Annotated in this window: 16 protein-coding genes; all 16 read right to left on the reverse strand. The window is 38.7% G+C overall.

Annotated features, from left to right (window positions below; all coding sequences use genetic code 11):
* Positions 1-12 precede the first annotated feature (12 nt).
* The 16 genes from MQE36_RS02600 to gcvH all read right to left on the reverse strand — a co-directional run bounded on the left by MQE36_RS02600 (position 13) and on the right by gcvH (position 12,287).
* Positions 13-1,128: an efflux RND transporter periplasmic adaptor subunit gene (locus MQE36_RS02600; RefSeq protein ID WP_242937644.1), complete on the reverse strand. Its 1,116-nt coding sequence runs from the start codon at positions 1,126-1,128 to the stop codon at positions 13-15.
* 42 nt (positions 1,129-1,170) lie between these two features.
* A complete protein-coding gene (locus tag MQE36_RS02605) occupies positions 1,171-2,439 on the reverse strand; it encodes an ABC transporter permease (RefSeq protein WP_242937645.1) in 1,269 nt (422 codons plus the stop codon).
* A gap of 2 nt (positions 2,440-2,441) precedes the next feature.
* Positions 2,442-3,671 (reverse strand): ABC transporter permease, encoded by a 1,230-nt coding sequence (locus MQE36_RS02610; RefSeq protein ID WP_242937646.1) that lies wholly within the window; start codon positions 3,669-3,671, stop codon positions 2,442-2,444.
* A complete protein-coding gene (locus MQE36_RS02615) occupies positions 3,664-4,365 on the reverse strand; it encodes an ABC transporter ATP-binding protein (protein WP_242937647.1) in 702 nt (233 codons plus the stop codon). The genes MQE36_RS02610 and MQE36_RS02615 overlap by 8 nt, the downstream gene beginning before the upstream one ends.
* Before the next feature lie 147 nt (positions 4,366-4,512).
* Positions 4,513-4,722, reverse strand: coding sequence for a hypothetical protein (locus tag MQE36_RS02620; RefSeq protein ID WP_242937648.1), 210 nt, complete (start codon positions 4,720-4,722; stop codon positions 4,513-4,515).
* Between the two features lie 72 nt (positions 4,723-4,794).
* Positions 4,795-5,337, reverse strand: coding sequence for a DUF420 domain-containing protein (locus tag MQE36_RS02625; RefSeq protein WP_242937649.1), 543 nt, complete (start codon positions 5,335-5,337; stop codon positions 4,795-4,797).
* A gap of 3 nt (positions 5,338-5,340) precedes the next feature.
* Positions 5,341-6,027: an SCO family protein gene (locus MQE36_RS02630; protein ID WP_242937650.1), complete on the reverse strand. Its 687-nt coding sequence runs from the start codon at positions 6,025-6,027 to the stop codon at positions 5,341-5,343.
* 19 nt (positions 6,028-6,046) lie between these two features.
* Positions 6,047-6,733 carry a hypothetical protein gene (locus tag MQE36_RS02635; protein ID WP_242937651.1) on the reverse strand — a complete coding sequence of 229 codons (687 nt, stop codon included), beginning with the start codon at positions 6,731-6,733 and terminating at the stop codon, positions 6,047-6,049.
* 80 nt (positions 6,734-6,813) lie between these two features.
* Positions 6,814-7,197, reverse strand: a complete 384-nt coding sequence (locus MQE36_RS02640) for a cytochrome C oxidase subunit IV family protein (RefSeq protein WP_242937652.1) — start codon at positions 7,195-7,197, stop codon at positions 6,814-6,816.
* A gap of 20 nt (positions 7,198-7,217) precedes the next feature.
* Positions 7,218-8,195: a cytochrome c oxidase subunit 3 gene (locus MQE36_RS02645; RefSeq protein ID WP_242937653.1), complete on the reverse strand. Its 978-nt coding sequence runs from the start codon at positions 8,193-8,195 to the stop codon at positions 7,218-7,220.
* Between the two features lie 52 nt (positions 8,196-8,247).
* The gene (locus tag MQE36_RS02650; protein ID WP_242937654.1) at positions 8,248-8,829 is read right to left on the reverse strand and encodes a cytochrome c oxidase subunit 3; all 582 of its coding nucleotides are present in this window, start codon (positions 8,827-8,829) and stop codon (positions 8,248-8,250) included.
* Positions 8,830-9,735 (reverse strand): heme o synthase, encoded by a 906-nt coding sequence (gene cyoE, locus MQE36_RS02655; RefSeq protein ID WP_242937655.1) that lies wholly within the window; start codon positions 9,733-9,735, stop codon positions 8,830-8,832.
* Positions 9,736-9,869: 134 nt separating this feature from the next.
* On the reverse strand, positions 9,870-10,655 hold the full coding sequence (locus tag MQE36_RS02660; RefSeq protein WP_242937656.1) for an energy transducer TonB: 786 nt from the start codon (positions 10,653-10,655) through the stop codon (positions 9,870-9,872).
* Positions 10,656-10,768: 113 nt separating this feature from the next.
* Positions 10,769-11,479, reverse strand: coding sequence for an energy transducer TonB (locus MQE36_RS02665; RefSeq protein ID WP_242937657.1), 711 nt, complete (start codon positions 11,477-11,479; stop codon positions 10,769-10,771).
* Between the two features lie 54 nt (positions 11,480-11,533).
* The gene (locus tag MQE36_RS02670) at positions 11,534-11,914 is read right to left on the reverse strand and encodes a VanZ family protein (RefSeq protein WP_242937658.1); all 381 of its coding nucleotides are present in this window, start codon (positions 11,912-11,914) and stop codon (positions 11,534-11,536) included.
* Positions 11,907-12,287 carry a glycine cleavage system protein GcvH gene (gcvH, locus tag MQE36_RS02675; RefSeq protein ID WP_242937659.1) on the reverse strand — a complete coding sequence of 127 codons (381 nt, stop codon included), beginning with the start codon at positions 12,285-12,287 and terminating at the stop codon, positions 11,907-11,909. The genes MQE36_RS02670 and gcvH overlap by 8 nt, the downstream gene beginning before the upstream one ends.
* Between the last annotated feature and the right edge of the window lie 65 nt (positions 12,288-12,352).

Raw genomic sequence — 12,352 nt, forward strand, 5'->3', positions numbered from 1 at the left:
TATTTTTTCTAATTAGTTATTATCAGCTTCCTTTTTTACAGGCTCTGTTTTGTTCCATACTTTTACTTTATCACTCTCAGACAAACCTGATGTAACTTCCACATTGATCCCATCAGAGATGCCTACTTCGACCTCTTTTCGTTCAAACTTCTGGTCTCCGGTCTCTACTTCTACATATGGTTTTTCAGTTTTTTTATCGTATTGAAGCAATGCCTCCTTGATCGCTAACACATCTTCTTTTTTATCGAGAACGATTGAAGCATTCGCACTATACCCTGCTCTGATAAAAGTACTGTCGCTAAGCGTCACCTCTCCTTCGATCTTAAATTGTACGGCTCCCTGCTCTTCTACACCTTTTGGAGCGACAAAGCGCAATGATGCTTCAAATTCTTTATCTTGAATAGCTCCGAAGCTCACCTTTAACGGCATTCCTATTTTTAGTTTTTCAACTTCTGCCTCGTCGACCTGCCCTTCAAAAATCATTTGCGTCATGTCAGCAATCGTGGCGATGGTAGTACCGTCGTTAAAGTTATTCGCTTCAATCACCTGATCTCCTTCTTTAACAGGAATCTCCAGCACGGTACCTGTAACCGTAGCCCTGATGTTTGTATTTGCTGTTGCAGAACCTCCGGCCGAACCACTCTTTATGATCTGATAATCATTCTGAGCATTTGTCAACTCCTGTTTCGCCTGATTATAGCGTAGTTCGATATCGAGAAACTCCTGACTCGAAATAACTCCTTTATCAAATAGTGTTTTATTTCTCTTGTATTCTGCTTCAGCGGTATTTAAAGCAAACCTAGCATTGCTCACACGTCCGCGGGCACCAACCAACGCTTGTTCATTAGGAACGACTTTAATGGTTGCTATCAGGTCTCCGGATTTCACTTTATCGCCTTCTTCCAACACTATTTTATCGATAATCCCGGATATCTGGGGCTTAATAAGAACTTCGTCTTCGGGTACTACCTTACCGGTAGCTACCGTTTTCTGTTCTATATCCGTTTTAAAAGGAGTTTCCGTTTCATAAACTATAGCCGACTTGCTATTACTTTTGATGAAAAAAGCGGCTGCCCATAGCACGCCCAAAATTAAAACTCCAATTCCGACGTATTTTAGAATTTTCATATGATTTGTTTTACTTAATTGATGTTTAGGTTTGTATTTTTATTATTCTTCTCTTAATGCATCTATTGGTTTGATACTTACTGCCCGTTGCGCAGGAATAAGCCCGATCAGCAATCCAAGCACCACCATAATCAACAATGCTCCTATTACATATGGAATAGGTACTGTTGGATTTGTATATGGAAAATCGGTCATATCTTTAGTCATGGCGTTTATTCCGGCTAACAGCCCGGCTCCAAGAATAATGCCGACAATACCCGCCAGCATTGTCAGAAATACAGATTCTAATATAATCTGGCTTCTGACTTCTTTTGGGGTAGCACCCAGGGCTCTTCTAACGCCTAACTCTTTGGTTCGCTCTTTTACAGTAATCAAAAGTATATTTCCGATTCCTACTATACCGGCTATGATTGTTGCTATCCCTACTATTAAAGACAGAAAGGTCATTCCTTTTGCAAATCCCATTATTCGGCCGAACATCTCTCCCAAATTAAAAGATCCGAAAGCCCGTTCGTCGTCAGGAGCTACTTTATGCACTCGCTTTAAGGTTGTTTTTATATCTTCTTCTACTTTCAATACATCTACATTTCTGTAAGCAGCTATCGAAAACCAATCAACATCATCTCCTGTATTGTATAACTTACGATATGTTGTAAACGGAATGTATATGTCACTATCACTCTCAAAGCCTCCTCCAGGCACAAATTTATGCACACCTACAACCTGGAAGTAAATGTTATCGATCCTGATGTACTCTCCCAACGGATTTTCATCTTCTTCAAAAAGCTCTTTCTGTGTCCGTTCTCCTATAACACAAATTTTTCGTTCGTGTTCTATATCGTCATCATTGATAAACCTGCCTCCGTCATAAATTTTTTTGGTAGCTATTTTGGTAAAAACCGGATAGTCACCATAGATATTATAGCTCCCTGTTTTCTGACCACGGACAATATTTGAACCGCTGCCTCCGAAAACACCCTTAGCATTTCTTGGGGCGATATATTCTATCTGAGGAACACGTTGTTGTAATATTTCGGCGTCAGACAACTTTAATTGTAAAGGTCTTCCTGTTTTGAAACCGGAATAAGGAATGCTGGTTTGTTGTGCCCATACAAACATACTGTTCATGGCCACATTTTCAAATGCTCTTTCAAACCCGTTATCGAGTCCTTTGGCCGAGCCTGAAAGCGCTATATATATAAAAATTCCCCAAAGCACTCCCACCATTGTAATAATGGTACGCAACCGGTTCTTTCCTATTGAACTGAATATTTCTTGCCAGGTATCTCTATCAAAAACAAATCTAAACATAACTATTCGTCTCTTAGCGCAACTATTGGTTTAATCCTAGCTGCCCGCTTTGCAGGAATGTACCCTGCTATAGCCCCTGCCACGATTAAAATAAAGGTTGCCATGATTGCTGTATTAATATCTATATAAGGATTCGTAATAAAGTAATCCTTCAGGGTATCTCCTAAAGATCCCAGCAGCAGCACCCCGATGGCCATTCCTATATAACCTGCAATGGTTGTTATAAAAACAGCTTCGAGTAGTATCATTGAGATCACCGCCCTTGGTGTTGCTCCAAGGGCTTTACGAACTCCAATCTCTTTCGTGCGTTCTTTCACTATAAACACCATTATATTGCTTATCCCGATGACACCTGCGATGATCGTACCAAACGCTACAAACAAAACTATAAGCTGTAATACTCCTGCAAATTGCTGATTTTGCTTCAGTTGATCTGCTACATTTCTAATAAAGATAGCTCGCTGGTCTTCCGGACTTATATTATGTTTTTCTTTCAGGAATTTGTTCAGGCTCTTTTCAAAAGCCATTGCTCCTGCATACCCTATTTCCTGTTTGAACCCGAGGACGATCTGATCTATCTTATCCGTATTTTTTTCAATAAGTTGCCTGGTCGTATATGGTATATAAATATACCTCTCTTCATTATCGCCGCCATCGTCTTGAAAAACTCCTATTACTTTAAATGCCCGCCCCCCCAGATCAATATATTTTCCGACGGAATTAACAGATCCGAAAAGGTCTTTTTCTACCAATCGGCCTATAACCGCATACCGGGTACGTTCCAGTACGTCATTCTCATTAATATACCGTCCACTCATCATTATAGTCTTTTCATTATACTGATGGGCAGGACCAACTGCACGGGTATTATAATTATTGGACTCACCTTTATATTTCACCAATACGTTTCTGCTGATCCTTGGAGTTATATACTCAAGGAACATCGGAAAGTTTTGTTTAATATCATCAAGGTCGTCATTCTTAAATTCAATATTCCTGTTAGACTTAAAACCTTTATAGGGCATCGAAGTTCTACCGGCAAACACGAAGAATGTGTTGGTAGCATCATCCATGAAAAACTCATTAAAGGTGTTTTTAAGACCGTTTCCAAAACCATACAAAACCACAAATATCAGAATCCCCAAAGCCACTGTAAAACCTGACAAAAATGTCCGTAGTCTGTTTTTGCTAATGGTCTCAAAAATCTCTTTCCAAAGGTCTCTACTAAACATATTCAGCAGCCATTACCTGATTAACCATTTCATCTTTTTCAATAACCCCGTCCTTGAGATGAACGATACGTTTACACATTTTGGCAATATCCGGTTCGTGTGTAACTACCAAAATAGTATTCCCTTCTTCATTGATTTTCTGGATCAGGTCCATAACTTCATATGAGGTTTTACTATCTAATGCACCGGTTGGCTCATCGGCAAGAAGTACTTTCGGTTCTGCTGCCATTGCTCTTGCTATGGCAACACGTTGTTTTTGTCCTCCGGAAAGTTCATTAGGGTGATGATGCGCCCATTCTTTAAGTCCTACCCTTTCGAGGTACTTTAAAGCTTTTTCCAGACGTTCTTTTCGGGGCATTCTTTGATAATACAAAGGCAGAGCCACATTTTCAAGAGCTGTTTTATAATTTATCAGGTTGAATGACTGGAAGATAAACCCCAGGAATTTGTTCCGGTACTGGGCCGCTTTGGTTTCATTAAGGTTTTTGATAGGCACTCCATCCAGCATATATGAACCCGAATCCATAGTATCCAGCATCCCCAATATGTTCAAAAGTGTAGATTTTCCGGAACCGGAAGAACCCATGATTGCTACCAGCTCTCCCTCTTTAACAGAGAAGTTTATTCCTTTAAGTACATGCAACACATTAGACCCCATCTTATAGGACTTATGCAGATCATTAATTTCAATCATGGTTAGTGATGTTTTATCCTACAATTTAAACACATATTAACAATTTAAATATAAAATAATGTTAAGAGTGTTTATATTCTAACCATAAGACTAGCTAAAGCCTGATATGTTACAAGTTAATTACAAAAAAAATGAAATAACCGGAATTTAGTTACGAAGTTTCCTGTAGATAAAGTATCCTAATGCCCCCATTAAAATATACGGAACCGCCATCAGGTAAACAATTCCGTCATTAATAGCTTCAGCTACTTCTTGTTTTTCTCCGCTCTCTAATACCGCTCTGCACATAGCACATTGTGCCTCAGCCAGAGAAGGCACAAAAAACATCATTAAAAAGATTACTATCAATTTCTTCATTATACTTCTTTTTACTCAATAATCGAGATTTATCTTGTATAGTTATCGGGAGTTTACTTTTATAATGCAAAATTAAGCATAATATGGAGATATCATCAAGTATACCACTACTCCGGTTACCGCCACATACAACCATATCGGAAATGCTATTCTCGCAATTTTTTTGTGTTTATCGAAAACTTCAGCTAAAGCTTTCACATACGTAATCAGCACTAAGGGAATGATCGCAATAGAGAGCACTATATGAGAGACCAGTATAAAAAAGTACAGATAACGGATGGTACCTTCACCACCAAACGGAGTAGAATCCGAGGTCATATGATAAGCTACATACATCACCAGGAAACTAACAGACAAAGCGATACACAGCTTCATTAAGTTTTCGTGGAGCTTTAGTTTTCCGTTTTTTACGGCTACAAAAGCAATGATCAAGACCAAAGCTGTAATTCCGTTTATGGTAGCATATATGGGTGGAAGGAACGTTAACGGCTCAACATTCACTCCATAATCTTTCAACTTGACACCAAATAGTAAAGCTACAACCAAAGGGATCACTACAGACAGAATGACGATCCATTTATTGTACTTTTTTTCTATTGTTGTTACTTCGCTCATGTCTTATTCACTTAAAAGTTGTTCTATATCTTCTTTTAGCAATTCTATATCTCCGCCATTCCCGTTTTCTCCAACTCCGTCATAATACACTTTTGGATTACCGAACTGGTCTTTACGGCATCTGATATTCCCGTACTTATCTATCAAGGCAAAAAGTCCGGAATGTTCAAAACCGCCTTCAACATTCGGGTTCTCTCCGGCATACAGATTAAAACCTGCATTAGACAATCCGTATATCTTATCGATATCCCCCGTGAGCAAATGCCAGTTAGGATGTGTTATCCCATACCTTTCAGCATACTCTTTCAGTACTTCAGGCGTATCGCCTTTCGGGTTGATGGTAAAAGAAGCCACCCCAAAATCGTTTTCGGATTTAAAGGCTTCTTGCAATTTCAACATATTTGTATTCATGATAGGGCATATCGTAGGGCAAGTGGTAAAGAAAAACTCTACAACATAGACCTTACCGCTATAGTTAGCACTTGAAATAACTTCGTTATCCTGATTTACAAACTCAAACGGCGGTACCTTGCCAAGTTTCACCAATTCCGCTTTTTTTTGCCCAACCTTATGGCGGTCATCATCTACTATACCATCGCCTTGAACTCTATGAACGATTTCGCGGCCTGCTATAAAGCCGATAATTAAAACAACAATAATGATCCCGAATATATACGACTTGTTTTTCACCTGTAAAAAGTTTATTTAGTTATCTTTTATCAACCTTTTTTAAATAAGAATCCCGCTTATCGGCCCCTTCTTTATCATTACTCTTAAGGGCCATTCTATATTCTGCCAAAACCACCTTTATATCGTCGATCATTTTATTATTGATCTCAGCAACGGAAGTTGTATTGTACCCATACAACATTCCCCCCAACGCATCCTCGTCATCATCTCTCCCCCTTAGCTTCAGGTTCTTATCAATAATGAACACATAGGGCGTACTTAGATCAGGATCGAGTTTAAAATTAGTTTTCAAACTATTAAAAAGAGAATGAATCTGGTTTTTATCTCCAAAAACAAAGTTCCAGTTAGAAGTATCAGTTAAAAAGCTTAGCTCAGACTTCAACTTACCGGCATCACTTTCAGAATCCTTAGGGAACACGGCCACCAACTGAAAATCTTCAAAACCATTAAAACGTTTGTAGATCTTTTCATTAAGGTTGAGCGCACTGGTCTTTTTATGCCCGGCATCGTCTCCGAAAAAGCTCAAAATGGTTATCTTGCCGCCAAAGGTTACCTTTCCGCCACTCAAGGTTTCAAAATCCTGTACATCATTTATGTTTTCAGTGAGCTCAGGCAGCTTTGCAAAGTTATTTACACCTGAAGCAAAGAAAAGATAAACTACGATGGGAAGGATAAAAAGTACGGCTAGTACTATGAACTTTTTCATTTAGTGATTTTTTACAGTGCAAAAATAAAAAAGACGGTGTAAAACCGTCTTCAAAGTATTGTTAAAAAGTAGATATATTACTAGAAATTCCAAGTAACGAATCCATCTTTATAAACTTCATAGATGTAATCTCCTTCCACCAAAAGGATAAAAACCAAGTAAGGTATCAAGATTACCAAAGGTAAAACCAAAGACCATTTAAAGCCTGCCTTTTCATCGCGCAGGTGCATAAAGTCCCAGGCAATATAGTATGCTTTCACAATTGTAAGAATGATAAATATCCAGTTAAGCAATTTCATTCCTAACACCTTGCTCAGCGACCATTCCGGTCTAACTATACCCAATGCAACTTCAATAGCTGTAATTATAGAGAGTAATATTAATACACCCCATATTTTCTGAACATTACTTTTAAACTTTAATGTTCCTCTAAAAATTGCCAGTTTATGATTATCGTGTGCCATTATTTTCTGATTTCATTAAATTATACAAGATAGAAGAATGTAAATACGAATACCCACACTAAATCTACAAAGTGCCAGTACAACCCTACTTTTTCGACCATTTCATAGTGGCCTCTTCGTTCATATGTTCCGATGATCACATTAAAGAAGATGATGATATTGATCACTATCCCTGAAAATACGTGAAACCCGTGGAAACCTGTAATGAAAAAGAAGAAATCGGCAAACAACGGATGTCCGTATTCGTTACGTGTAAGGTTGGCTCCTTCTACGACCAATCTTGCGTCTTTTAAAGCTTCTAACGATTCTTCTCTTGAAAGCACTTGCTTTTTATGGCCAGATTCATCAAAATAAGCTGTTTTAACCAATACATTCGGATGAGTCTTAACCCCTTCTATTACTTCATTAACCGTAAATGACGGAAGCGTTCCTTCTGACTGGAACCAGTAAGCATCCTTACGTTCTAACCTTTCTCTTTCACCCGGGATGGTAGCAGCGAAATCTTTTAGCGCTATTCTCTTGCCGTTGTCTGCGTTGACAAACTGAAGGATGTTTCCTCCTTTAGTTTCTACTGCACCATAATCGCCTTTAATGAATGTTGCCCACTCCCATGCCTGAGACCCAACGAATATCAAACCTCCTATAATCGTAGCAAACATATACCATGTTACTCTGGTTTTATTCATTTTATGACCTGCATCTACTGCCAACACCATCGTTACAGATGATGTGATAAGGATAAATGTCATAAATGCAACATAGTACATAGGGTAATTACCATGAAAAAATGGTACGTGCGTAAAAACTTCATCGGCAATCGGCCATATTTCGATGAACTTGAATCTTGAGAATCCGTAAGCAACTAAAAAGCCTGAAAATGTCAAAGCATCCGAAACGATGAAAAACCACATCATCATTTTACCATAACTTGCTTTTAACGGTTCGTTTCCGCCACCCCAAACTTTTTCGTTAGATTCTGTAGTAACCGTAGCTTCCATATACGTGTTAATCTGGTTATGTTTAAAAATTTGTCAAATTTACGTTTTTTCTTTATCTAAAGAAATAGAAAAATAAAATCAAGTACACCCATAAAAAGTCAAGAAAGTGCCAAAACATCGCACCCAACTCTAAACCAAGGGTTTGACCGGGTTTATACTTTTCTTTAAAATGATTATAAATTACCCCCAAAAGCACCAGTAATCCGACAATTACGTGCACTATATGCGAAAAAACGATTGCATATAAAAATGAGGTTGTTATTGTACTTTCACTACCCGTGAAATAGTATCCTTCAGCAATAACTTCAGAAAAACCAACAAATTGCAAAACCACAAAAGCTATACCCAGACCCAGTGTCAGCAACAGCAACATAGTTGTTTTTGACCTGTTGCCGTTTTGAACAGCCTTTTTTGCCAGATGAAAAGTAAGACTGCTGAACAATATTGCCGCCGTACTGATAAAAAACGAAGTCGGAATCCGGAAATCTGAAATCCAGTCCGGCCTTGATTTACTAACGACATAAGCACTTGTAAGCCCTGCAAACATCATGGCTAAACTTACCATACCAAACCAAAGCATCATTTTTTTTGCTCTTCCCTGCTTCTCCTGAAAAGTCCCTTGAGTTAAATCCATCTAACTTAAAAATTTATCTATAACATATACCACCTGTATCACGGTAATATACAATACGCTTGCCAACATTAAATTTCTTGCTGCTTTATTATCCTGATTCTGATAGAGTTTAAATGCAAAAACCAACATCACCATTCCCAAACCAAAAATGATCGCAGCAGCAGGAACGGAGAGTGTTAAACTTCCGGTAAGTCCGGTAGCAGGAAATACGGAAATGATCAGCATCCAAATGGTATACATTATAATTTGCAGTGCTGTTCCTTTATCTTTTTTGCCTGTAGGCAACATTTTAAACCCAGCCTTTTTATAGTCTTCATCCAGCATCCATCCGATGGCCCAGAAGTGCGGAAACTGCCAGAAAAACTGGATCATGAACAAGGTACCGGGCTCTATGCCGAAATCATTTGTAGCAGCCACCCACCCCAACATAAACGGAATCGCTCCCGGAAAAGCCCCTACAAATACGGCCAGCGGGGATCTCGTTTTTAAGGGTGTATACAAACAAGTGTACATAAATATTGAAACAGCGCCGAACATTGCTGTTTTGGGGTTCACTACATACAGAGCAACAATTCCGCATACGGTAAACAGACATGCTATTACAAAGGCTGATTGCACAGACATTCTTCCCGACGGTATCGGCCTGTTTCTGGTACGTTTCATTAACGCATCCAAATCTTTCTCTATTATCTGGTTAAAAGTATTGGAAGCACCAACCATAAAATACCCGCCAATAGCAAGCAAGAACAAGGATTGCCACTGAATCTGGTCAGCCCCTAAAACGTATCCTGCCAATGAAGAGAACACCACACTAACCGACAGACCAACTTTGGTAATCTGTTTAAAATCATCAAAAAGCAGGGCAAACGATGGTGTCTTTGTAGCAGTACTCAATGCAGTTTTCATCAAATCATTTCTAAATCGGCTGCAAAGATACTGTACAAAAGGTATTTATGCAACGTTTATAATCCGATCTAATGTTAAACTGTAAATTACATACTTCACCTATTAAAAAAGCCTCACTCCTGTGAGGCATAAACTTACTGTACTTTAAACACGATTGGTTTTAAAAAAACCACAGACACATTCCGGTCTCGCTGTTTTCCGGGCTCCATGTCCGGAATCAGCTCAATAACACGCCTGGTCTCATCTTCCAGGACCTTATGAGGTGCACGGACTTTTACATCCACAACCTTTCCATTCTGATCTATTTTAAACTGGGCATAGATGCGTTGAATTCCTTCTAAACCATACGCTCCTGCCAACGAGCTATCAAAATTCTCTTGAACGATCCGGTTTATAGCATCGTTCATACATTTCTTTCGTTCCTCATTACCGGGCAACGATTCGCAACCCGGAAAAAGCGGAACAAACTCTACCTTCTCCCAGGGCACAACAGGAGGCTCTTCGTGTTTCACATCCTCATAATCAATGCCACTCAACGTTATATCGTCTTCAAATACCGGCTCGTCTTTATATTCATCTTTTTCTTCTACAGCTGCTTCGTTATCCACCACATTAACTTCATCGATAAACTCAGACATTTTTTTCTGCGGCTCGATCTTTTTTTCAGGATTCTTCTCCAGCCTGTAATCAGTCAGCTCGTAAACCTCATCATCTTCAACAACAACCGGCTCTGTATTCACATAATCAGTGACCGCAAAAGTTGCTTCGATAGCAAAATATGCAGCTGCCAAACCTATTATTAATCCAATTTGAAATCTTAAGACGCCATTTTTTGGTAAATTAGCATCTTGCTTAGAAGGCTTTGTTAAACGCGAATCATGGCCACGAGACTCGTTTAAATTGCTAGTGTTTGTTTTCATACTACTTATTGGTATAAATGTTAATACTCTTAAAACAAGCACAATAAGCGTACCAAAAAAAGAAAAACCCGAGCTTTCGCTCGGGTTTTTAATATTATATCTGTAAGTGAATTCTAATTCAACTTAAACACTATAGGATAGGCAAAAGTTACCGAGGTAGGTCTACCTCTTTGTTTACCCGGTATCAATTTAGGTAATTTGTTGATAATCCGCTTGGCTTCTTCCTCCAGGCTCTTGTCCGGCCCTCTGGTATTCATTATAGTAATAGAACCATCCTTATTAATCCTAAACTGTACATATACCCTTCCCTGGATTCCCATTTCCTGAGCAGCCTCGGGGTAACGGAAATTCTTTCTTACATGTTTATCAAGATTCTCTTTAAAACACTGGAACTGCTGAGATTTCGGAACGTTCTTACAGTCCGGGAACATCGGCTTGTCTTCAATTACTGTAAAAGGCACATCCACATCTACCGGCTCTTCTGCCACTTCCACCTCTTCTACCTCGACAATTTCTTCAGACTGATCTGTTTCAGTAGACTCGATCTCTGTCTCTTCTACTTCTTCCTCATCTTCAACAACCTCTATAACTTCCGGTGCTGCCGGTGGCGGCGGTGGCGGTGGCTGCTTTAATTGTTGTGTGATCGGAATATCTTCTTCAAGGTCTTCCAACATCTCTGAAGACGCCACATCATAATCTGTCTTATCGTACTTCTTCCATTCGATTGCCCTCCAGGTAATTAACATAACCAAGGCCAACCCTATGGCAAAGTAGAGCCCACTGTTTCTGGTTAAATCGGCTTTCGGATTTTTCTTAGGTTCCATTCTTTTTCAAATTTATGTTCGCTAATTTAACTATTTATTTAGATTATAAGCAATTTATTTTTTCTTTTTAACCTGCTTCGGCTGAAAAAACAGTTTCACTGCCACAATCCCCAACAATATACCGCAGCAATTAGCCACAATATCTAAAAGTTCAAAACTTCTGTTATAAGGCATTATATACTGAAATACCTCAATAACTATACCATACAAAGCGCTAATTGCAACAATTTTGAGGAACAGGTGTTTTTTAACACGCTTGACCAAAACCAGATACCACAAAACAGAAAAGACAAAATAAATACCCGCATGCACCACTTTGTCTGAAACCTGAAAACCCGGCTTCGGAAGTTCTTTAAAAGACAATAAGCTGGATATCGTTATAAAGACGGTCCAGCTTACAGCTATAAAAATAATAAGTTTTCCTTTTTTAAGCACCTATAAGCTCTTTATAAGCTTCACTATCCAAAAGGTCTTCAATCTCTGACGTGTCAGAAAATTTAATTTTGATCATCCATCCTTCACCATAAGGATCTGTATTCACATTCTCCGGTTCACCTTCCAGGCTTTCATTAAACTCGATAATCTCACCTGAAAGTGGTAAAAATAAATCCGATACTGTTTTAACAGCTTCCACTGTGCCAAAAACCTCTTCTTTGTCTAAAGTTTCATCGACAGTTTCTACTTCAACATAAACAATATCTCCAAGTTCTTTCTGAGCAAAATCTGTAATACCTACAGTTGCAACATCACCTTCAATCTTAATCCACTCGTGATCTTTGGTGTATTTTAATTCTGATGGAATATTCATGTGCTGTTTACTATTTAGTTTTTTATTAAAAAGTTGCTCGGCAAATGTAATTTATTCTTGCATTT

Source organism: Zhouia spongiae (genome assembly GCF_022760175.1).
Taxonomy (GTDB): Bacteria; Bacteroidota; Bacteroidia; order Flavobacteriales; family Flavobacteriaceae; genus Zhouia; species Zhouia spongiae.

Excerpts from the sequence above, each read along its gene's own strand:
- MQE36_RS02600 (WP_242937644.1), bottom strand. The coding sequence starts at position 1,128 with ATGAAAATTCTAAAATACGTCGGAATTGGAGTTTTAATTTTGGGCGTG.
- MQE36_RS02605 (WP_242937645.1), bottom strand. The coding sequence starts at position 2,439 with ATGTTTAGATTTGTTTTTGATAGAGATACCTGGCAAGAAATATTCAGT.
- MQE36_RS02610 (WP_242937646.1), bottom strand. The coding sequence starts at position 3,671 with ATGTTTAGTAGAGACCTTTGGAAAGAGATTTTTGAGACCATTAGCAAA.
- MQE36_RS02615 (WP_242937647.1), bottom strand. The coding sequence starts at position 4,365 with ATGATTGAAATTAATGATCTGCATAAGTCCTATAAGATGGGGTCTAAT.
- MQE36_RS02620 (WP_242937648.1), bottom strand. The coding sequence starts at position 4,722 with ATGAAGAAATTGATAGTAATCTTTTTAATGATGTTTTTTGTGCCTTCT.
- MQE36_RS02625 (WP_242937649.1), bottom strand. The coding sequence starts at position 5,337 with ATGAGCGAAGTAACAACAATAGAAAAAAAGTACAATAAATGGATCGTC.
- MQE36_RS02635 (WP_242937651.1), bottom strand. The coding sequence starts at position 6,733 with ATGAAAAAGTTCATAGTACTAGCCGTACTTTTTATCCTTCCCATCGTA.
- MQE36_RS02640 (WP_242937652.1), bottom strand. The coding sequence starts at position 7,197 with ATGGCACACGATAATCATAAACTGGCAATTTTTAGAGGAACATTAAAG.
- MQE36_RS02645 (WP_242937653.1), bottom strand. The coding sequence starts at position 8,195 with ATGGAAGCTACGGTTACTACAGAATCTAACGAAAAAGTTTGGGGTGGC.
- MQE36_RS02650 (WP_242937654.1), bottom strand. The coding sequence starts at position 8,829 with ATGGATTTAACTCAAGGGACTTTTCAGGAGAAGCAGGGAAGAGCAAAA.
- cyoE (WP_242937655.1), bottom strand. The coding sequence starts at position 9,735 with ATGAAAACTGCATTGAGTACTGCTACAAAGACACCATCGTTTGCCCTG.
- MQE36_RS02660 (WP_242937656.1), bottom strand. The coding sequence starts at position 10,655 with ATGAAAACAAACACTAGCAATTTAAACGAGTCTCGTGGCCATGATTCG.
- MQE36_RS02665 (WP_242937657.1), bottom strand. The coding sequence starts at position 11,479 with ATGGAACCTAAGAAAAATCCGAAAGCCGATTTAACCAGAAACAGTGGG.
- gcvH (WP_242937659.1), bottom strand. The coding sequence starts at position 12,287 with ATGAATATTCCATCAGAATTAAAATACACCAAAGATCACGAGTGGATT.